This window comes from Arcticibacter pallidicorallinus (assembly GCF_003002875.1).
Taxonomy (GTDB): Bacteria; Bacteroidota; Bacteroidia; order Sphingobacteriales; family Sphingobacteriaceae; genus Arcticibacter; species Arcticibacter pallidicorallinus.
Window position 1 is genome coordinate 360,103 of record NZ_PVTH01000001.1, and the last position, 21,596, is coordinate 381,698.

14 protein-coding genes are annotated in these 21,596 nt (G+C 46.1%); 10 read left to right on the forward strand and 4 right to left on the reverse strand.

Annotated elements, in window-relative coordinates; translation table 11 throughout:
* The first annotated feature begins 140 nt into the window (after window positions 1-140).
* From B0I27_RS01510 to rhaM, 8 genes are all read left to right on the forward strand, one after another.
* Window positions 141-1,484: a glycoside hydrolase family 88/105 protein gene (locus B0I27_RS01510; protein ID WP_106290673.1), complete on the forward strand. Its 1,344-nt coding sequence runs from the start codon at window positions 141-143 to the stop codon at window positions 1,482-1,484.
* Between the two features lie 10 nt (window positions 1,485-1,494).
* Complete coding sequence (locus tag B0I27_RS01515) at window positions 1,495-3,912, forward strand: glycoside hydrolase family 95 protein (protein WP_106290675.1); 2,418 nt, start codon at window positions 1,495-1,497, stop codon at window positions 3,910-3,912.
* A gap of 8 nt (window positions 3,913-3,920) precedes the next feature.
* Entirely contained in the window at window positions 3,921-5,237 is a 1,317-nt protein-coding gene (locus tag B0I27_RS01520) for a rhamnogalacturonan acetylesterase (RefSeq protein ID WP_106290677.1), read from the forward strand.
* 82 nt (window positions 5,238-5,319) lie between these two features.
* Window positions 5,320-8,193, forward strand: a complete 2,874-nt coding sequence (locus tag B0I27_RS01525; protein ID WP_106291213.1) for a glycoside hydrolase family 2 protein — start codon at window positions 5,320-5,322, stop codon at window positions 8,191-8,193.
* A 140-nt stretch (window positions 8,194-8,333) separates the two neighbouring features.
* Window positions 8,334-10,247 carry a rhamnogalacturonan lyase gene (locus B0I27_RS01530; RefSeq protein ID WP_106290679.1) on the forward strand — a complete coding sequence of 638 codons (1,914 nt, stop codon included), beginning with the start codon at window positions 8,334-8,336 and terminating at the stop codon, window positions 10,245-10,247.
* Between the two features lie 47 nt (window positions 10,248-10,294).
* The gene (locus B0I27_RS01535) at window positions 10,295-11,059 is read left to right on the forward strand and encodes a rhamnogalacturonan acetylesterase (protein ID WP_106291215.1); all 765 of its coding nucleotides are present in this window, start codon (window positions 10,295-10,297) and stop codon (window positions 11,057-11,059) included.
* Window positions 11,060-11,085: 26 nt separating this feature from the next.
* A complete protein-coding gene (locus B0I27_RS01540; protein ID WP_106290681.1) occupies window positions 11,086-14,103 on the forward strand; it encodes a glycoside hydrolase family 2 protein in 3,018 nt (1,005 codons plus the stop codon).
* A gap of 7 nt (window positions 14,104-14,110) precedes the next feature.
* Entirely contained in the window at window positions 14,111-14,425 is a 315-nt protein-coding gene (rhaM, locus tag B0I27_RS01545; RefSeq protein WP_106290683.1) for an L-rhamnose mutarotase, read from the forward strand.
* Here the strand turns inward: rhaM and B0I27_RS01550 are convergent.
* Window positions 14,422-16,077, reverse strand: coding sequence for a M1 family metallopeptidase (locus tag B0I27_RS01550; protein ID WP_106290685.1), 1,656 nt, complete (start codon window positions 16,075-16,077; stop codon window positions 14,422-14,424). The genes rhaM and B0I27_RS01550 overlap by 4 nt on opposite strands.
* A gap of 31 nt (window positions 16,078-16,108) precedes the next feature.
* Entirely contained in the window at window positions 16,109-17,236 is a 1,128-nt protein-coding gene (locus B0I27_RS01555) for a metallophosphoesterase family protein (RefSeq protein ID WP_106290687.1), read from the reverse strand.
* 125 nt (window positions 17,237-17,361) lie between these two features.
* Between B0I27_RS01555 and B0I27_RS01560 the strand changes: the two genes are divergently transcribed.
* Entirely contained in the window at window positions 17,362-18,138 is a 777-nt protein-coding gene (locus tag B0I27_RS01560; protein ID WP_106290689.1) for a trypsin-like serine peptidase, read from the forward strand.
* Window position 18,139: 1 nt separating this feature from the next.
* On the opposite strand, the gene B0I27_RS01565 is transcribed toward B0I27_RS01560, so the two are convergent.
* Together B0I27_RS01565 and B0I27_RS01570 are read right to left on the reverse strand one after the other, a co-directional pair.
* On the reverse strand, window positions 18,140-18,940 hold the full coding sequence (locus B0I27_RS01565; RefSeq protein ID WP_106290691.1) for a DUF3298 and DUF4163 domain-containing protein: 801 nt from the start codon (window positions 18,938-18,940) through the stop codon (window positions 18,140-18,142).
* 1 nt (window position 18,941) lies between these two features.
* Window positions 18,942-20,354 carry a PQQ-dependent sugar dehydrogenase gene (locus B0I27_RS01570; RefSeq protein ID WP_106291217.1) on the reverse strand — a complete coding sequence of 471 codons (1,413 nt, stop codon included), beginning with the start codon at window positions 20,352-20,354 and terminating at the stop codon, window positions 18,942-18,944.
* Between the two features lie 204 nt (window positions 20,355-20,558).
* Here B0I27_RS01570 and B0I27_RS01575 point away from each other — a divergent pair, with 204 nt between their 5' ends.
* Window positions 20,559-21,575 carry an aldo/keto reductase gene (locus B0I27_RS01575; RefSeq protein ID WP_106290693.1) on the forward strand — a complete coding sequence of 339 codons (1,017 nt, stop codon included), beginning with the start codon at window positions 20,559-20,561 and terminating at the stop codon, window positions 21,573-21,575.
* The last annotated feature ends 21 nt before the right edge of the window (window positions 21,576-21,596 follow it).

A 21,596-nucleotide genomic window follows, 5' to 3' on the forward strand; every position in this document is an offset into this window, starting at 1 on the left:
ATTTTCGATTGCTATCAAGTGTAACAACTGTGTTTCAATCGATGCGGTGTCTCGATTTTGTAATGATGACAGGATGCAACAGGACGGAAGCCAACTAAAAACTTTTTAGTTTAGATTACGATTATAAACCAGCTAAACCAATGAAGGTAATTTGTATTGCTTGCATTCTGCAGATAGTCAGTACTGTGGCTTTCGGCCAGGTACAACCTACCGGCAACGATGTTACTACTCCTCTGCATTTGTTAAAACCCGATTATCCTGTAAAATATGGTGAAACCAAGCCTCAGGACATTAAAATTGTGCTAGACAGGTTATACACTTATGTCGATGCTGCAACACCCATGCAATTAATAAATAAGGCTTCAGGCGAAGTAGTGCACAATCTTAAAAAGGCTGATCAGAACTCTATTTTTAAGCAGGGCGATTTTCGTTTGATCAGCTATGAATGGGGGGTAACTTACACAGGGATGCTTCTGGCCGGACAGGTTACCGGCGACAAAAAGTTCAGCGAATACACGGCAAAGCGAGTTGATTTCATTTCTGAGGTAGCGTCAAATTACCGTCCGCTTTTTAAAACGAACCCAAAGGCTGAAACACCGGTACGATCGGTTCTTGATCCACATGCCCTCGATGATGCGGGTTCCATGTGTGCTGCCATTATTAAAACTTCAATGTCCGGTTCGTTAAAATCAGAGGTCCGCCCGCTGATAGACAATTATATAAACTATATTATGACCAGGGAGTTTCGCCTGACAGACGGAACTCTGGCACGCAACCGGCCGCAGCCCAATACACTATGGTTAGACGATCTTTACATGAGCCTTCCCGCTTTAGTACAGATGGGAAAACTGACCGGAGAAACGAAGTACTTTGACGAAGCTGTCAAACAGTTTGAGTTGTTTTCCGGACGGATGTACAATAAGGAGAATGGGCTTTATATGCATGGCTGGGTTCAGGATATGAATCCGCATCCACAGTTTCACTGGGCTAGAGCGAATGGTTGGGCGCTGCTTACTAAAATTGAATTACTGGATGCTCTCCCTGATGGATATGCAGGAAGAGAGAAAATATCAGGCCAGTTAAAAACACATATTAAAGCGCTCGCGTCTCTCCAGCACGGAACCGGGTTCTGGCACCAGCTGCTGGATAAAAATGATTCTTATCTCGAAACGTCTGCTACCGCTATTTATGCCTACTGCATCGCTCATGCGGTGAACAAGGGGTGGTTGGATGTAAAAGCATATGGGCCGATGGCCTTGTTGGCCTGGAATGCAGTGAGTTCAAAGGTGAATGCCAGGGGTCAGGTTGAGGGTACCTGCGTAGGTACGGGTATGGGCTTTGACCCGGCGTTTTACTATTATCGACCGGTGAACAATTATGCTGCTCATGGTTACGGCCCTGTTTTGCTGGCTGGTGCCGAGATGATCCGCCTTTTGCAAAACCATCCTTACGAGGTTAACGACAGTTCTATACAAATTTATTAAATAATAGCCGATGAAGCGGTCTTCAATGTCCTTCTTTCTGATGCTGGTAATCCATGCCAGTTTAGCACAAGACAAAGACTTGGTTCTTTGGTATGATAAGCCTGCGAAAGAGTGGAACGAAGCACTGCCAGTGGGCAACGGCCGTCTGGGCGCGATGATCTTCGGCAGACCCGGGGAGGAATTAATTCAGCTTAACGAGGAGACCTTGTGGACGGGTGGTCCTGTCGATCTGAATCCTAATCCAGACGCTCCAAAGTACCTGGAGCCATTGAGAAAGGCGCTGTTTAGCGACAGTATTGACAAAGCCGTTTCGCTTCTAAAGAAAATGCAGGGCCCCGATACGGAAATGTATCAGCCACTTGGCGACATTCTTATCAAACACCATTTTAAAGGTGCTCCCGGCAATTATTACAGAGACCTAAACATCACAAAAGCTACCTCAGCAACCCGCTTCACAGCAGAGGGTGTGAACTATTCACGTGAGGTATTCGCTTCTGCGCCTGATCAAATCATAGTTATTCATTTAAAAGCCGACAGAAAGAAGGCGCTTAACTTCTCTGTCGGGGTGCAGCATGAGCTTAAATATCAAACAACGGTTTCCAATGATAAGCACTTGGTGTTGGCAGGAAAGGCGAGGGTTGATAGTTATGGTAAAAAAGTGTCAGGATCGTTTAGCTATGAAGATAGTCAACGGCAAAATGGTATGCGCTATCAGTTCAGGATTAAGGCAATATCCCCCGATGGTAAAATTAACAGTACTGATTCTTCTCTGGTTATCTCAGAGGCATCAGAAGTTACATTATACGTTTCGGCAGCAACCAGTTTTAACGGATTTGATAAATCCCCCGACAGAGATGGCATAGACGAGCAGAGGCGGGCATCAGACTATTTGAACGCCGCGTCGAAGAAGAGTTACAGTCAACTGTTACATGCACATATTGCAGATTATCAACGTTACTTTAACCGAGTAAGTCTTGATTTAGCATCTGGAAAAGCTAAAGAACTGCCCATTGACCAGCGATTGGTTCGATACAGAGAGGGGGAAGCTGACCTCGCGCTTGAGGAGCTTTATTTTCAGTTCGGCAGATATTTGTTAATCTCAAGCTCCAGACCAGGTGGTATTCCTGCCAACCTTCAAGGGATCTGGAATAATTCCATAAGCCCACCCTGGAGAAGTAATTTTACAACCAATATCAATCTGCAGATGAATTACTGGCCGGCGGAAATGACTAACCTCTCCGAGTTGACGGAACCTCTGACCGCTCACATAAAGAGGATGGCAAAGAACGGAGCGCATACGGCCAGGTATTATTATAATGCGCGCGGTTGGGCAGCTCATCATAATTCGGATATCTGGGCGCAGACCAATCCGGTAGGAGAGGGCTCGGGCGATCCGAAGTGGGCCAACTGGTCCCTTGCAAGCCCCTGGCTTAGTCAGCATCTGTTTGAACACTATCGGTTTACAGCAGATAAAGATTACCTCAAAAATACAGCATATCCCCTGATGAAAGGCGCAGCAGACTTTTGTCTGGACTGGCTGGTAGAAAAGGACGGTATTCTGGTTACAGCACCCTCCACGTCTCCGGAAAATGTTTATATCATGCCAAATGGAACAAAAGGAACAGTAACAGTAGCCTCAGCGATGGATATGGAGATCATCTGGGATCTTTTTACAAACGTTATAGAGGCTTCTGAAGTTCTTGGAACCGACCGTGAATACGCTTCATTGTTGAAACAAAAAAGAGCGATGTTAAGTCCTCTGAAGGTCGGGAAAAAGGGTAACCTGGTTGAATGGTTTGGCGATTGGGAAGACGAAGATCCACAGCACAGACATATATCACACTTGTTTGGCCTGCATCCGGGAAGGCAAATATCGCCGCTCATTGACAAGAAATTTGCTGAAGCCAGTCGTAAAACCCTTGAAGTTAGAGGGGATGAAGGAACTGGCTGGAGCAAAGCATGGAAGATCAATTTTTGGGCAAGAATGCTCGACGGCAATCATGCCTATAAAATGTATCAGGAGCTGCTGAAAGTTTCCACGCTGAATAACCTATTTGACACACATCCGCCATTTCAGATAGACGGTAATTTCGGCGCTACAGCCGGTATTACTGAGATGCTTCTGCAGAGCCATCTGAATGAGATCCAGTTGCTGCCTGCCCTGCCTGAAAAATGGGCAGAGGGGCACGTTAAGGGTCTGATTGCGCGCGGTGCCTTCGAGCTGGAGATGGTTTGGAAAGGCGGTAAACTTAGGAAGGCCTTTGTAATTTCCAAAGCGGGTGGGCAGTGCAGGCTTCGTACCAATCAGAAAATTGTCGTTAAGGGCTTAAAGGCAAACTTCCGGCTGGCTAACGAACTCGTTACTCCTCAATATATCACAACGTTCGATACCAGGAAGGGCAATGTTTACGAAATAACAGTCAATTGATATTATACATGAACAAATTCGATAGGTTTCTGATTGTTTTCTCTCTGATTGCTTTTCAAGGGTACGCTCAATATCGCGATGACCTGCAGAATGGCAAATCCTGGAAATTTGATACCGGATCAAAAAATGTCGGCCCCGGATATACAGGGGTCAGTACGACTGATGTTTACTCCGATGGCAGAGGCTATGGATTTGACTTTTCTTCTCAACCGAAATCCGTCTTCAGAAAAGGGAAAAATCCGTTAAAAAGCGACTTTGTAACATCTGATAAACCATTTTATTTCTCGGTCAGGGTTCCTGAGGGGAACTACAAAGTCACCCTTACGCTCGGTGATACCAAGTCTCCTGCCAAAGCTACCGTGAAAGCGGAGTCCAGGAGACTAATGCTGGAGCACCTGGAAACGAAGGCTGGCGGGCATATAAGAAAAAGCTTCATCGTCAATGTGAAAGACAGGAAGATAGCCGCTAATCGGGAAGTGCATTTAAAACCCAGGGAGCTAACTAAGCTGGATTGGGATGATAAACTCACTCTCGAATTCGATGCTAACACTGCTCTGAACGCGATCGAAATTGAAAAAACAGATAGCCAGATTACTGTCTACCTTGCGGGAAACTCCACGGTGGTTAATCAGGAGGAAGAGCCCTGGGCTTCGTGGGGACAAATGATTCCGCGTTTTTTCAGACCCGGCGTCGCAATTGCTAACCACGCGGAGTCAGGTTTGTCTTTGGGTAGCTTTATTGGGAGCAGGCGTCTGGAAAAGGTACTGAGTGTCATTAAACCGGGTGATTATGTTTTTGTAGAGTTCGGACATAACGATGAAAAAGAAAAAGGTCCGAATGACGGACCCTATAAGTCTTACACAGAACGATTAAAAATATTCTCCAGGGAAGTGAGAGCAGCTAAGGCGAATCTGGTGATCTTAACGCCGACAGCGCGCCGATCTTTTGATGCCTCGGGAAAGATGGTTAATTCCCATGGCGAATACCCCGATGCTGCACGAAAGGTAGCTTCGGAAGAAGGGGTTCCCTTGATCGATCTTACCGCCCTGACCACGCGGATGTATGAAGCCCTTGGGCCTGAAGGGTCAAAAAGTGCTTTTGTAATTTATCCGGAAAGGAATTTGAATGACAACACCCATTTCAACCCGTATGGGGCCTATCAGATTGCAAAGATTGTAGCTCAGGAGATCAAAGGACAAAATCTCAAGCTCGCTGAATTTCTGGTCGATATGCCGGCGTTTGACAGTGCTTCTCCTGATCATGTTGCGTCTTTCAAATGGCCCCCAAGTCCCCATGTGAGTATTGTTAAGCCCGATGGTAATTAAGCGGCTCTTATTGGATCATAATATATTTAGCTTACCGTGCCTTTTTAGAATGCATGGTTTTATCGAAACAAACATTAACAAAATGGTAAAAGGTTTTAGAAAGAACATCCTGACAGTATTTTTAAGTATCTCCTTTGCATTGCAAGGCATGGCTCAGGTGAGCGATAGGAAGGAAATACAGTACATTTCCGGTGTAGATAACAAGAACACGGTGACCTGGGATTTTTGGGTTACGGGCGGTAGGAAAAGTGGTGTCTGGTCAAAGATTGAAGTTCCTTCGCATTGGGAACAACAGGGCTTCGGATCATATAATTACGGGCGCGACTATGTTACCTATGGTAAGAATTTCCGTTTTGCTGATGAAAAAGGGATCTATAAACACCAGTTCACGGTTCCCTCCAACTGGCAGGGGAAGGACGTCTTCATCGTCTTCGAGGGGTCTATGACCGATACCGAAGTGAAGATCAACGGAAAGCTGGCAGGTCCGGTTCATCAGGGCTCCTTCTATCGATTTAAGTACAATATCTCTGATAAGCTAAGTTTCGGCAAGGCTAATCAGATCGAAGTGATGGTAAGCAAGATGTCTGCAGACAACTCTGTAAATAATGCCGAGCGCCTGGCTGACTATTGGATATTTGGGGGGATCTTCCGGCCCGTTTATCTGGAGGCAGTTCCGAAAGAACATATCGAGTATACGGCTATTGACGCAAAGGCGGATGGGTCTTTTGCTATGAATGTGTTTCTGAAAAATGCGGAAGCCGGGCGTAATATCGTCGCGGAAATTAAAGATGCTGCAGGAAAAGTTGTAGCTACTGCCAGTGCCAGAACACAGGAAAGAGATTCGGTGCTTATGTTGAAAACAAAGCTCAGCAAACCACTGCAGTGGACGGCTGAAACACCGCATCTTTATCGTGCTGATGTCAGCATTCGTAACGCGGGCAATGTGCTCTACAAAACGACTGAAAAGTTTGGATTCCGGACAATCGAAATACGTAAAGGAGACGGTATCTATGTAAACGGAACCAAGATCAAGATGAAGGGTGTTAATCGTCATGTCTGGTGGCCGGAAACGGGACGCTCCATCAACAAGGAGATCGATCTTAATGATGTTAAGCTGATCAAGGAGATGAATATGAACGCTGTTCGTTGTTCTCATTATCCTCCTGACAAGTCTTTTCTTGAGTATTGCGATTCCTTAGGCTTGTATGTTTTGGATGAGCTTGCGGGCTGGCAAAAAGCGTACAGCACCAAGGCCGGTAAGCCCCTGGTGAAGCAGATGGTTATCAGAGATGTTAACCACCCCTCAATTATCTTCTGGAGCAACGGCAACGAGGGTGGCCATAACTTTGATCTCATAAAAGAATATGCTAAGTATGATCTTTCTAGCCGTCCGGTTATCCATGGTCACCACAGACCAGGAAATGCTCTCAATGGCATAGACTGTAACCATTACGAAGATTATTATAGCACTCAAAAAATTCTCGCCGACACCAATATATACATGCCTACAGAGTTTCTGCATTCTCAGGATGACGGTGGCGGGGCAGTGGCTTTGAACGAGTTCTGGGATCTCCACTGGTATGCTAAGAAGGGTGCAGGCGGATTTATATGGGATCTCGCTGACGAGGGAATTGTACGTACCGATCAGAATGGTATAATCGATGTAAATGGAGTAAATGCACCCGACGGATTAGTAGGGCCATACCGCGAAAAGGAAGGGAGCGTGAATGCCATCAGAGAAATTTATTCACCCGTTAAAATCACCTTGAAAGAACTTCCTGACAACTTCAAAGGCGAGATACCGGTAGAAAACAGGTTCCACTTTACAAATATAAACCAGTGCACCTTTAAATGGGAGCTGGTGAATTTTAAGAAGAGAGATGATCAGACCTCGGGATACACGGTTGCTAAGGAGGGATCGGCAACAGCTCCTTCTATTGCACCGGTGGCCAGGGGCGTGCTTAAGCTGAAGCTGCCAGGAGACTGGAAGAGCTATGATGCGCTTACATTGTCTGCTTATGATCCATCAAAAAATGAAGTGTATAAATGGGTGTGGAAAGTGAAGAAGAACAGCCAACTGCTTGACGGATTATTAGTTACTACGGGGTCTGAACAGGTCGCTGTTTCTGAAGCTGATAGTTTGATAACCTTAAAGGCTAGCGGTATATCAGTTTCTATAAATAAGAAAAATGGAAGGCTCGCTGATCTGGCAAACGATTTTTCCGCTAAGCTATCATTCAATAACGGACCGGTATTGGTGAGCGGAAATGCTGTATTCTCGTCCATCAGGCATTTTAAAGAAGGTGATGGTCACGTTGTCGAGGCTAGCTATACCGGCGATATGAAATATGTACGCTGGAAGATGTACGGTAGCGGCTGGCTCGAAATGACGTATGAATATACTCTGAACGGAACGTATCCTTTCACGGGTGTTTCTTTCAATTATCCGGAAAACTTTGTGCTGGGTGCAAAATGGTTGGGTAAAGGACCTTACCGCGTTTGGAAAAACAGAATGCAGGGCGTCACACACAACGTTTGGGAGAACCGATATAACAACACGCATACAGGAAGCGCACCCTGGATTTACCCGGAGTTTAAAGGGTACTATGGTGATATCGCCTGGATGGAGTTGAATACGGTGCAAGGGAAATTTACAGTCGCTAGTCGGGATAACGATTTGTTTGTCCGCTTATTCGACTTTTACGCGGTATCAGGGGCCAGGCCGGCTCCTGAATTGCCAAGTGGTGATATCTCTTTCCTCGACGGCATTCCGCCAGCCGGAAGCAAGCTTGCGTTGAATGTCAGCTATAATACCTCGGCACTCGGCCCCGAGAGCGAGCCTAATAAGGTCGCAGGGACTACGAAGCGGACATTGTATTTCTACTTTGGCTTGCCGAAGCCAACTACTGAGAATAAGCAGTTTGTTATGCCAAAAGAAAATATCCTGACGGATTAGCAGGTCAGAGAAAAGAAATCAGGCAAGGGTCTAAGAATAAGATCCTTGCCTGTAAATATTAACCATAGATCTGTAAGATACAAACCTCAGCAGATATCAAAAACCGTACTACAAACAAGTAAGTCATTTATAAGCCAGTTATGAAACTAAAAGCCCTGATTTTAACCGGATTATTGGTTAGCTCCTGCCTGATTTCCAGCGCCCAACGTCTGATGGAGAATCTGGGGCGTGGGCTGGTAGCGATAAACAAGGGGAATGGTGTTGTATACCTGGGATGGCGCTTGCTGGGGACGGATTCTGAGGATATTGCTTTTAATCTTTACCGCTCAACCAACGGAAGCAAGCCCCTGAAGTTAAACTCGCTGCCGCTCACTCTAACCACTGATTTCGAAGATAGCAGGGCGGACCTTTCGAAACACAATTCTTATTTCGTCAAGACAGTTATTAAGGGAAAGGAGACCGAGACAAGTGATCCCTTCTTGCTTGCAGCTAATCCTCCAGCTGTCCCTTATCTTTCGGTGCCCTTACAAACGCCGGCCGGCTATACTCCTAACGATGCGTCGGTGGGTGATCTCGACGGTGATGGCGAATATGAGATTATTATCCATCAGGTAGGGGTTGGCCGGGATAATTCCCATGCTGGTATTACCTCAGCTCCGATACTGGAGGCTTACAAACTGGACGGCACTTTCCTCTGGAGGATTAATCTGGGTAGGAATATCCGGGAAGGCGCACACTATACTCAGTTTATGGTGTACGACCTGGACGGAGATGGAAAAGCAGAGATCGCATGCAAGACCGCTGATGGAACAATTGACGGACAGGGTAACTGCATCGGCGACTCTACCAAAGATTGGAGGAATAGCCGTGGCTATATTTTAAAAGGGCCTGAATACCTCACTGTTTTCGATGGTCTTACCGGTGCTGCAGTCAGCACAGTGAAATACCTGCCGGGAAGGCATCCTGATAAGGAAGATCCTGATCAGGAAGAGATGGCGGCAGTCTGGGGCGATGGTAATGGAAACCGCATGGACCGATTCCTGGGAGGGGTCGCTTACCTGGATGGCAGGAACGCCAGCCTGATTATGTGCCGAGGTTACTACACTCGTTCGGTCATTGCCGCTTGGGACTTTAAAGATAAAAAGCTTACAAGCCGTTGGATTTTTGACAGTGATGCCTCGGCCGAAAATCGCAAGTATCGCGGACAGGGGAACCACAGTCTGACTATAGCAGATGTAGACGCGGATGGAAAGGATGAGATCGTGTATGGAGCGATGACCCTGGATGATGATGGGCGAGGGCTCTATAGTACCGGCATAGGTCACGGAGATGCACTGCATGTTTCAGATCTTGACCCCTCAAGGCCCGGGCTTGAGGTCTTCGATATTCAGGAGCGCTTTGGAGACGCAGGTGCGAGCTTCAGAGACGCAAGAACCGGAGAGGTGATATGGAAAAAAGCCTCAATTAAAGCGGGTGATGATGGCGAGGGGCCGGGTCGCGGCCTATCCCTGGATGTAGATCCGCGATATGAGGGCTTCGAATCATGGGTGGCGGGAGCTGGTATCACCGGAATGTTTGACGTCAGGGGAAATAAGATTTCAGAGGGGAATCCTTCTGTGAACTTCGGAATCTTCTGGGATGAAGACATGTTGAGTGAACTTTTAAATTCAACTACCGTTAGCAAGTGGGACTATCTCGCCGGAAAATCAAACGTCTTGTTTGACGCTGCGTCTTATGATTGTGTCAGCAACAACGGCACAAAGTCTACACCCGCGCTAAGCGCAGATTTGTTTGGCGACTGGCGTGAAGAAGTGATGTTCAGAACACGAGACGGAAAGGAACTTAGAATCTTTACCACCACGATTCCAGCTAAAAACAGACTATTCACCTTCATGCACGATCCGCAATATCGTCAGAGCATAGCCTGGCAAAACGTAGCATACAATCAGCCGCCTCATACGGGTTTTTACATCGGTCCGAACATGAAACCACCTAAACGACCCAATATAGAGGTCACGAAACGGCATAAGCAAGCAAAAATATCTCAAAAATAGTCTTATCGATATTTCAAGAACTAATGAAGAAGCTAAGCAAAAGCATAATGCCATTATACTGGAGGCTCCCATTTATGTTGGTAGTCGTCCTGACGAGTCTGGCCTTTACCTTTTCTCAACGACCCGCCCTTTATATAATCGGCGATTCGACTGTAAGAAATACGAATGACTCCTTTATGGGCTGGGGCACTGCAATTCAATCGTTGTTTGATACCACCAGAATCGATTTGCGCAACCAGGCGATGGCTGGGAGAAGTACGCGAACCTTCGTTAAGGAGGGTCGTTGGTCTGCCGTGTCTTCTCAATTGAAGCCAGGAGATTATGTGATGATGCAGTTCGGACATAACGAGGGTAGTAAGCCCGATACCACTAGAGGCGGATACCGAGGAGTATTAAGAGGTATTGGTGAAGAAACCAAAGAACTTATCTGGCCAGATGGAACGCCTGAGACCGTGCATACCTATGGCTGGTATATTCGTCAGTTTATACGTGATACGAAATCCAAAGGCGCCACCCCGATTGTTCTGTCTATGATCCCCAGAAACAGCTGGAAGGAGGGTATGATCGTGCGGGCAGATCAGGATTTCGGTCTATGGGCCAGTCAGGTGGCAGAGCAAGAGGGCGCTTACTTCATCGATTTGAATAAGATTACGGCAGACCGATATCAGAAAATGGGTCCTGACAAGGTCAAGCAGCTCTTTCCAACTGACCATACCCACACGAATTCAAAAGGCGCGCTGATTAATGCCGAGTCGGTGATGAAAGGCCTGAAAAAGCAGAAGCAAATAGGGCTTCACTCTTTCCTGAAGTAAGATCCTCAATACACGACATACTATCTATGGTTTCGATAATTAAAATTCCTATCCTTTTTCTCCTGTTTTGCTTCTTCGTGCTTGCAGAAAGTGTATTCGCTCAACGAAGTAAGTATAACTTCAACTCCGGCTGGAAGTATAAGGTCGCTGACCTCCAAGGTGCCCAAGGTCCAGGGTTCGACGACTCCGGCTGGAAGGCAGTTACCCTGCCCCATGCTTTCAATGAAGATGAAGCGTTCAGAGTCGCTATTGACAAGCATAGTACAGGGATCGTATGGTATAGAAAGGGGTTCAGATTACCTGCCGGGCAAGATGATCGTAAGGTGTTTCTCGAATTTGAGGGTATACGTCAGGCGGGTGACTTTTATTTAAACGGTCAATATATAGGCAAGCATGAGAATGGAGCCATGGCTTTTGGCCTCGATATTACCAACCAGGTCAAGTATAATGGAGCGGAGAATATCCTTGCCGTTCGGATTGATAACTCCTGGGAATATAAAGAAGTGGCTACGCAGACCAAGTTTCAATGGATCGACAAGAATTTTAATGCAAACTACGGAGGGATCCCTAAGAACGTCTTTTTGCATATAACAGACAGGCTATACCAAACGCTACCTCTATATTCCAATTTGAAGACACAAGGCGTTTATATTTTCGCCAGGGACTTTGATATAGCAGGCAAATCGGCTACAATCACTGCAGAATCGGAGGTCCGCAATGAGTTTCCAACAGCGAAGAGCTTCCACTTCGAAGTCGAGGTGACCGACTTGCAGGGGAAGTCAGTTAAAGTGTTTCATGGCGGTATTACGCAGATCGAGGCGGGTGAGACCAGTAAGGTCAGCGCATCTGCAAGACTAGAACAACTTGAATTCTGGAGTTGGGGTTATGGCTACCTGTATACGGTGACCACCCGCCTGAAATCTGATGGAAAGGTTATTGATGCCGTTAACACCAAAACCGGGTTCAGAAAGACAGATTTTTCCGACGGGATGGTTCGTTTGAACGACCGGGTTCTTCAGATGAAAGGATATGCCCAGCGCACCAGTAATGAGTGGCCTGCAATAGGGATGTCCGTGCCTGCATGGGTGTCTGACTTCAGTAATCGGTTAATGGTCAAAAGCAATGCCAACCTCGTGAGATGGATGCATATCACCCCCTGGAAGCAGGATGTTGAATCTTGCGATAGGGTGGGCCTGATACAGGCCATGCAGGCCGGTGACGCAGAAAGGGACGTCGAAGGCATCCGATGGACGCAGCGTACAGCGCTGATGCGTGATGCGATTATCTACAACAGAAACAGTCCGAGCATACTGTTCTACGAATCAGGTAATGAATCTATCAGCGAAGCGCATATGCAGGAAATGAAGGCTATTCGCGACCAATATGATCCTCAGGGTGGGAGGGCAGCCGGATCCAGAGAGATGCTTGATAGCAAGGTTGCCGAATATGGGGGCGAAATGCTGTATATTAATAAAAGTGCCCGGATTCCTATGTGGGCAATGGAATATTCGAGGGATGAAGGGTTACGCAAGTATTGGGACGAATATTCTCCCCCCTATCACAAGGACGGAGACGGGCCGCTTCATAAGGGACAAGACGCTAGTATCTATAATCGTAATCAGGACTCACACGCAATAGAGAACGTCGCCCGATGGTTCGACTACTGGCTTGAGCGTCCGGGCACGGGAGAGCGCTCCAGTGCCGGTGGTGTAAATATTATTTTTTCTGATTCCAACACGCATTACAGAGGAGCGGAAAATTACCGCCGGAGCGGCGAGGTCGATGCCATGCGTTTACCTAAAGACGGCTACTTCGCACATCAGGTAATGTGGGACGGCTGGGTTGACATAGAACAACCACGCATTCACATCATCGGACACTGGAACTATGCGCCCGGTACAAAGAAAGATGTTCAGGTTATATCGGGTGCAGAGAAGGTAGAACTGTTCATCAATGGCTCATCGCAAGGTTTCGGAAAGCAAAGTAAACGGTTCTTGTACACATTTAATGATGTTGCCTGGGTGTCCGGTACGGTGACGGCGGTTGGGTATGATGAAGCCGGAAAGGAGCTCTGCAGGAAAGAAATCAGTACAGCGGCGAAGCCTCATTCTGTTCGATTGACACTGCAACAGGGTCCGGGGGGCTTCAAGGCAGATGGTGCGGACCTTTCATTCGTTGATGTAGAAGTAGTGGACGCAAAAGGTAATCGCTGCCCTACTGCTCTTAATCTGATCAGGTTTGAACTTGAAGGACCTGCGGAGTGGCGTGGTGGAATAGCCCAGGGTCCGGGTAACTATATTCTCTCCAAAACGCTGCCTGTGGAATGCGGCGTAAACAGGGTGCTTATCCGTTCTACAACACAGCCGGGAAAGATCAAACTAAGAGCATCGGCGGAAGGTTTGAAGCCGGACGCTATAAGCTTTGTTTCAAAGGCAGTTAAGGAAAGGAATGGCTTGTCAGATGAATTGCCTGGTTCGGAATTACCCGTATATCTCGACCGGGGGCCGACCCCATCAAGTCCTTCATACATCGTTTCGCGTAAAGCACTTCAAATTGTCAGCGCAAAGGCTGGGTCCAATCAGAATAAGGCGGCTATGAGTTATGATGACAATGAATTGTCCGACTGGTTTAATGATGGAAACTTGTCTACAGCATGGATCAACTACGAGCTTGATCGCCCGGCTCCAATTAGCGAGGTGACGTTAAAAATGAATAATTTCCGCACGAGAAGCTACCCGCTACGTATCACCATAGACGGTAAGGAAGTATACCGGGATTCTACGCAACGAAGCCTGGGATACTTCACCGCGAAGTTCAAACCTACTTCAGGTAAAAGTCTCAGGATTGAGCTTCTTGATTCAAAAGCGGAGGCCAGAGACTTTTTTGGGATGGTCGAAGTGACGGGTAAGAAACTGGATGATGGGGTTGTTCGTGATGACAAAAATGCGCGCGGAAGAATCAGCATCGTCGAAATTGAGATCTACGAACGCATAACAGAAAGTTCTGGTCTTTTGAAGAATAAAACCATACATACCCCCAAATAAACCAACTATGCAAACCATCGCATTTAAAATGAAACTGAAGCCCGGGTTTAAAGAAGAATACCGCAAAAGACATAACGCAATATGGCCTGAACTAACAGAACTGCTGAAAAATAATGGGATCTATGATTATTCCATTTTTCTCGATGAGGAGACCGACATACTTTTCGCCGTCCAAAAGCAGAAGTCGGGACAATCGTCCCAGGATCTGGGAGATACAGAGATTGTAAAGCGCTGGTGGGCCTATATGGCAGATATCATGGACACCAACTCCGATAATTCTCCCCTCAGCGTCCCATTAACGCCGGTATTCCGTATGGACTAATTTGTCCGTTCGATATAGAAGTTTGCGGTGTCCACTTCGATATTCTGAAGCGTCAGGCCGCTAATCTTCAGCGGAACATAAGCATTCGAGGTGAGTGTCACGAAACGATATTCACCTCCCTTTTTACGGATCCGTATCGGCATTGAGAATCCCTTAACATCGCTTTTCCAGCGAGCCTCGATACGGTCTCCATTCTTCTTTATCTCCAGCCTGGGCAGATTGGAATAATAGAGATATTGCCTGAATATTGGCTGGAGATCTATTCCCGAGGTCTTGCTCATATATTTGACGATCTCTTCCGTGGTTACCGTCTTATGATAAAACGTTTTGTTTAGCCCACGTAAAATCATCCGCCACTTACTGTCGTCGTTAATCATCGTACGTATGGTGTGAAGAATATTGCTCCCCTTAGAATACATATCACCGGAGCCTTCCTTATTGACGTGATAGTGTCCAATAATGGGACTTTTATTTTCGATATTCTTTCGGGTGCCTGCTATGTATTCCTGACCGGCTTTCTTCCCAAACTGGCTCTCAACATAGAGCCCTTCAGAGTAGCTTGTAAAGCCTTCATGAATCCACATATCTGCAATGTCGCGGCACGTTATATTATTACCAAACCACTCATGACCCGTTTCATGAATGATTATAAAATCCCACTTCTTTCCCCATCCACTGTCTGACAGGTCGTTTCCAAGGTATCCGTTCTGGTAGCCATTGCCATAAGCAACAGCGCTTTGATGTTCCATTCCCAGATACGGTGTTTCAATTAGTTTATATCCATCCCGGTAAAAAGGATAAGGCCCAAACCAATGCTCAAAGCTCTTCATCATCGGCTTTACATTCCGAGGGAAGTGCACCTTAGCTTTTTCCAGACTGGCAGGCAATACCCAATAATCCAGACTCAACAATCCTTCTTCGCCCTGATAAGAATCACTGAAATGCACATAGTCGCCCACGTTCATCGCTACGCTGTAGTTGTTGATGGGATTGCTGACGAACCAGTCGAATCGCGTGGATCCATCAGGTTCTTCTTCAATCTGTCTCAGACGGCCATTTGAAATGTTTTTAAGACCCCGGGGGACACTTACACTGATCAGCATACTGTCTGGCTCATCCGAAAGATGATCCTTGGTTGGCCACCACGAACTGGCACCCAGCCCCTGTACAGCGGTAGATACCCAAGGCTTTCCTGCCGGGTCGGTAGAAAAGATGAATCCACCATCCCAGGGAGCCTTTTTCGCAACAATAGGATTGCCGGAATAAAAGACAGTGAATGAATCACGGGTCCCGTTTTTTATCACTTCGGGGAAATCAATAAATACCGCATTTAATTCCCTGGTGAACGGCAGTGTGAGGCCTTTGTACACTATCTTTTCGATCTTAAGGTTGTCGAAGAGATCAATTTGCAGCTTCGCGAAGTCCTCTTTTGCCGTAAATCTAAACTCATTGGAGCCACTGATGAAACGCTTTTCTATATTCAGCTTAACAGTAAGGTGGTAGTAGTTTACGTCATAACACGACCTTAGCGTCGTGAGCTTTCCCCGAAGCGAATCCGCACGGCTGAATGATTTTTTTCCAATCATCAGCTGTGCTGTACCGCGAGAAGGCGCGATCAGAAGGGTGAATAAAAAGATATATATGAACTTCATTAATACGATACGACAGCGTGTAAGATAGGCATTACCGGACGATTTTCACCTCGAATGTCTCAAAGAGCGAGGCTTTTCCATCGCTGCTTTTCGACGTATTGTGTGGTATAGTATAGTAATTTCCGCGAACGAACAGTTCCATGCCCTGCCGTTCTACAGAAAGTTTTAAAAATCCATGCTGTTTGAAGCAGTAATTCTGAAGCACGATATTATCAAAAAGCGGACTTTGATCGCTGAACGCCTTATCCGCAGGGTCTGCAATAGGGTGAAGTTCGTCGTATCCTCCCGCGCCCGCTACCACATAGGTAACCGGTTTCCGGTCATAGGTTTTTATAAAGCGCTGGTAATTATGAACGTGTCCGCTAAATACCATGTCCGGTAACACACCAGCTTCATTGAAGGCACTTTCGAGAAATTCGATCATCGGATAACTGGATCCATGATTGATGTCGGCTGAGTATGGCGCGTGATGCAGACACACAAATAACGCTTTATCGGGAAACTTCGCAGCATGGACTAACTCTTTGATGAACCAGTCTCTCTGTTCTTTGCTGATCACCCCATATTTGGGCACATTACTATGTAAACCAATGATGGTCGCCAGAGGTGATTCCAGGGTCCAGTACACGTGTGGTTGAACAGAACTGACCCTTTTATCATTCTGGCAAAACGATATCTCTCTGGATTCTGTATCGCAAAAGACGCTGCTAAATGCCTGAAGACTCGGGTAAGGATCCTTCGCTAGCGGATTGACATCGCTGTCGTGGTTACCTGCAATAGCGAATATTGGCGCCGGGTACTTAGAGTAGGCTTTGAAGAACTGCTTAGGATATTCAGATTGTTCGCCGTAGTTATAAACGATGTCGCCCAGATGATACAGAAACATAGGCTTATCCTCGTGATCATCCGCATCAACAAACTGATCTATCATCCTGGCGACAACGACTTTTTGGAAATCCGTGTTCCGGACAGAGCCTGTGTCCCCAACCATATGCATAACCAGTTTATCTTCGCCCTGATCCGCCAGAGCCGAAGGTAGGCTCAGTCTGTATGGGTAAGGACCTGAAGGTGCAGGAAGAGCCTGGAACTTGTCACTGTCGTCCGGTTGATTCAGTTTAAAAACAGGCCTGGTGCGGATAAGGGAGCCGTATGTAAGCATATCAAGTTTATTTAGACCCAGCAAAATTACCGCAATTTAACAGCGTTTACATCACGCAATTGTTAAGTATTAGCTATAATTTGAAAACCGACTTCCATAAACGGTGTTAAGGGGGATACTGTACTATGAAGAAAATTAAGTTTGTTGCCACATTATTTTTAAGTCTTTTAGTGGGTTCGGGAATTGCTCAGGAATGTAATAAGGAGTTTAGCAAGGACCGAAGAGTTCGTGTCAACTCGAATCAGCTGAAAGGAGATCTGTTGAAGGTTGTTCAACTCGATATTCGCAGGAAGGTCTGGCTCTGGAACGAGAAATACAATGCCACCGCGGCCTTTATTCACCCAAGGGTGCTCATTACCGCGGGTCATAATCTGACTGATCGTTTCGATCCTGTCTCGAAGATCCGCATAACTGTCGGGTTTACTAACAATAGCAGTTATTTGAAGCAGCAGGATGTTTTGACCGAAATGAACCGGAACATCTACGTCCTACCCTCATACAGGGATAATCCAACTTATGAAGACGACTTCGGAATCATAATTCTGCCCGATTCTTCATTGTATAAAAGCGCAAGGGGGCACTTTGTTCTCACGCCTTATGTACCTTCCCGTCCGCCCAAAGCTCTCTTTCTGAGCGGTTACCCCGATCCCGTAACAGGCATTAAGTTATGGACCGACAAAACCTCTAACTTCTTCTACACACCTGATCTTTTGCGGTACGACTTCTTCACCGTCGAAGGTTCGAGTGGATCTCCCGTGTACACAGGGATGAATCAGCTTGTAGCCATCCATACAGGTGGTTTCGAAGAGCAGAACGTTTGTAATATCGGCACACCCATAACGGCGAAAATGAAAAGCCAGATCAGTCAGTGGTGCCGCCGGCATGGAATCATTCTCCAGTAATTCAATCGGCTTTAAATAAATGGCTGATTGCTGATTCTGGTTTAAGCAAATTCCGGATAGAATCGTAAGGGATAAGTAATTCTGTTCGTCCTGAGGAGTAAGGCTTGATTTCGTACTCGTTGTAAAGATATTTTATGCCTTCTTTAGTGAAAAGGTAGTTTTCGTTTAGAACGAACTTATTGTCCTCAAAGAAATATTGCTTTAGTGCGTCTGTTGGGGAAATACCTTCATTCTTTCTGAATATGTTCTCCGCAACGACCTGCAGGGAGTCGTACATATCTGGTTTCAATACATCGTTTATGGAAATCTGCTTTCTACCCTGGGTATCCCAGTTAATAAAACCATGAAACGTCCCTCCATGTGCCCCCCCTGTGTAAATGTAGCTCTCAATCGTCAGTCCGAGTAGCTTATCGTTGGTTATTACTTTCGTCTTGCTTATCAACGAATATATCCTGTTATTGAAATTGGGGTCAGACCTGAATGTCCGATAATCAGCCATAAATCCCTGCACCATATCGCTCACTGACTCGTATGAAGTTTCTGTGGTATAGATTTTTTGAATCCTGCTGTTCACCGAGTCATTTAAGGCAGGTTGATTTTCGAATTCAGGATATGTGATGTCAACGATTCTGCAGTCCCTGCTTAATGTACTGTCACAGTCTTCATCGTTTTCGATAATCGACTTTAAAGAATAGACGGCGGTATCTGTACTCACGCTGTCTTGAGACAACTGGGTGGGATTACTGTTATTGCAGCTGGCGAAAAAACCAGCTGCAATAAGAAAAAGAAAAAATTTGTACATGTTATTTTAATAGTGGAACCAGTTTGTAAATTGTACCAGGGGATTCAACCGCAATATAAAGGTAGCCGTCGGGTCCCATTCTGACGTCTCTTACTCTGCCGATATTTTTAAAAAGTATTTCTTCGTGGATAACTTTGTTGCCCTTCATTTCACTGCGGTTCAAATACTTAAACCGTAAAGCTCCCGAAAGAATATTGTTTTCCCAGCCAGGATAGCGATTGCCGTTTACGAAAGCCAGACCACTCGTTCCAATAGATGGAAGCCAATAGTGTTCAGGCTGCTCCATGCCTTGCTTGGCAGAGATATCACTGATGATTTTCCCGTTGTAATTAATGCCATAGGTAATCACCGGCCAACCATAGTTTCGTCCGGGTTTGACAATGTTCAACTCATCGCCACCTCGTGGTCCGTGTTCGTTAGACCATAATACTTTCGTACGGGAATTGAAAGCCAGGCCCTGTGGATTACGGTGCCCATAGGAATAAATGGTCGCTTGCGCACCTTTAAATTTCATCAACGGATTATCCGCCACTGCGCTCCCATCCGTTTTAACCCTGTGGATTTTTCCCAGATCATTGCCTTTTATCTCCTGAGGGTTCTGCTTCTCATTGCCCCGATCACCGACGGAGAAATAGAGGTAACCTTTGTCGTCAAATGCAATTCTTGAACCATAATGATGACGCGTCCTCGAGTATGGCTCGGCCACAAAAATGTCCTTTTGCTCTGTAAGCTTATTTTCCACTAATTTAGCCTGCATGATGGCGGTGGTTGAAAGTATATTTCCGTTCTCATTTTTGGCTTTAGAATAAGAGAGATAGATGAGCCTGTTAGACGCGAAAGATGGGTCTGTGACCACATCCATGAGGCCTCCCTGCCCCTGCGCAACCACTTCAGGCGCACCGCCGATCTCTGTTTTCGACTTGTCGCTTTTAACCCTGTAGAGTTTTCCGTTCCGGTCAGTTACTAAGAACTCATTGCCTGGTAGAAAAGCTATGCCCCAGGGAACGTCCATTCCTTCAGCTACCGCATCCAGTCTGATTGTTAATTTCTCTGTCTTGAAAGTATTCGATTTCGGTTTATCCTCGATCATATACCGGTCCACATTTTTAATACCGGTGAGGATGTAGTTTGCCAGACTTGTTATCTCTTCATCGCTGAAAGCGGCTGTGAAAGCTGGCATGCCTTCATCCGGATATCCATGCTTAATTGCTTTAATAAGATCTTTTTGCGTGCTTCCGTGCTTCCATTTTCTATCTACAAAAGCGTTCATTTGTTCTCCATGACAGCCGCTGCAGTTAGCCATATAAAGATTGGCGACTTTGTTTCTTTTTGCAAGACTGTCCTGGTTTATCTTGACTTCCGGCCTGACGATTTCCTTGTTGGTTCCGCCATTATTGAAGCTTAGACAAATCATAAGAAAAAATATTACCACGGTTGCGGCGCTGAAGTATTTTAACATATTGTGGGAAATGAATGGTTTAGTTCTGTGGCTAATTTAATAATTTGTAAGCAATCATAAAGCCTCAGAAGCAACCAAATAATATTTAATTATAATGGATGACTTCTTTATAATTGCAGGAAGTACGTTTTGTTTTTCTTAAAACACAAATTCTTCATAATGACAGATATACACGAGAGTAAAATTCAGCTACCAAGAGTAATTTTTGGAACGAGCGCCCTGGGAAACCTTTACACCGCGCTTGATTATTCCGTTAAGCTTGAGATAGTCGAGGAATGTATAAAGCATTCTCCAAAACCGGTCGTGTTCGATTCGGCAGGAAAATATGGCGCGGGGCTGGCGCTTGAGGCACTCGGCAAGAGCTTAAAAGATCTCGGTGTTCATCCCGATGATGTAATCATTAGCAATAAGCTCGGATGGATGAGGACGGAGTTGGTAGGGCCAGAGCCTACATTTGAACAAGGTGTATGGAAAGACCTCGAGTATGACGCTGTTCAAAACATCAGCTACGACGGAATCATCGCCTGCTTTGAGCAAGGCAATGATTTGCTGGGCGAATATATTCCGCAGATGGTATCGGTCCATGATCCGGATGAATATCTTTTAGCTGCAAACAACGAGGAAGAGGCGGCTAAGAGATATCAGGACATTTTGGATGCTTACCGCGCCTTGTCTGATTTGAAGGAGATGGGCAAAGTAAAAGCGGTTGGTGTAGGAGCGAAAGACTGGCGTATCATCGAGCGTATATCAAAAGATGTAAAGCTGGATTGGGTAATGATCGCGAACAGCATGACCGTACATAGCCACCCGGCTAATTTGCTGGTCTTCATGACTACACTAAAGGAGCAAGGCATTACCATCATAAACTCGGCGGTGTTCAATGCCGGTTTCCTGATAGGTTCCGATTACTATAATTACCGTTTGGTTGACAGGGAGGCCGACGCTCAGCTTTTTAATTGGCGCGAAATGTTTTTCACAATTTGCGAGAAGTATGATGTGAAGCCTGCCGAAGCCTGCGTTCAGTTCGGGCTCTCTGCGCCTGGCGTCGAGGCCATCGCCTTGAATACCAGCAGCGCAAAAAGAGTCAAAGGTAATATAGAAATGGCTAATGTGAAGATTCCGGCCGCATTCTGGGATGAGCTGCGAGAAAAAAGGCTGGTTAGCACGATCTTTTAGATCAGCTTTCCACTTGCGCAC

What these genes read in the sequence shown, in the direction of transcription:
- B0I27_RS01510 (WP_106290673.1), top strand. Translation starts at nt 141, where the DNA reads ATGAAGGTAATTTGTATTGCTTGCATTCTGCAGATAGTCAGTACTGTG.
- B0I27_RS01515 (WP_106290675.1), top strand. Translation starts at nt 1,495, where the DNA reads ATGAAGCGGTCTTCAATGTCCTTCTTTCTGATGCTGGTAATCCATGCC.
- B0I27_RS01520 (WP_106290677.1), top strand. Translation starts at nt 3,921, where the DNA reads ATGAACAAATTCGATAGGTTTCTGATTGTTTTCTCTCTGATTGCTTTT.
- B0I27_RS01525 (WP_106291213.1), top strand. Translation starts at nt 5,320, where the DNA reads ATGGTAAAAGGTTTTAGAAAGAACATCCTGACAGTATTTTTAAGTATC.
- B0I27_RS01530 (WP_106290679.1), top strand. Translation starts at nt 8,334, where the DNA reads ATGAAACTAAAAGCCCTGATTTTAACCGGATTATTGGTTAGCTCCTGC.
- B0I27_RS01535 (WP_106291215.1), top strand. Translation starts at nt 10,295, where the DNA reads ATGCCATTATACTGGAGGCTCCCATTTATGTTGGTAGTCGTCCTGACG.
- B0I27_RS01540 (WP_106290681.1), top strand. Translation starts at nt 11,086, where the DNA reads ATGGTTTCGATAATTAAAATTCCTATCCTTTTTCTCCTGTTTTGCTTC.
- rhaM (WP_106290683.1), top strand. Translation starts at nt 14,111, where the DNA reads ATGCAAACCATCGCATTTAAAATGAAACTGAAGCCCGGGTTTAAAGAA.
- B0I27_RS01550 (WP_106290685.1), bottom strand. Translation starts at nt 16,077, where the DNA reads ATGAAGTTCATATATATCTTTTTATTCACCCTTCTGATCGCGCCTTCT.
- B0I27_RS01555 (WP_106290687.1), bottom strand. Translation starts at nt 17,236, where the DNA reads ATGCTTACATACGGCTCCCTTATCCGCACCAGGCCTGTTTTTAAACTG.
- B0I27_RS01560 (WP_106290689.1), top strand. Translation starts at nt 17,362, where the DNA reads ATGAAGAAAATTAAGTTTGTTGCCACATTATTTTTAAGTCTTTTAGTG.
- B0I27_RS01565 (WP_106290691.1), bottom strand. Translation starts at nt 18,940, where the DNA reads ATGTACAAATTTTTTCTTTTTCTTATTGCAGCTGGTTTTTTCGCCAGC.
- B0I27_RS01570 (WP_106291217.1), bottom strand. Translation starts at nt 20,354, where the DNA reads ATGATTTGTCTAAGCTTCAATAATGGCGGAACCAACAAGGAAATCGTC.
- B0I27_RS01575 (WP_106290693.1), top strand. Translation starts at nt 20,559, where the DNA reads ATGACAGATATACACGAGAGTAAAATTCAGCTACCAAGAGTAATTTTT.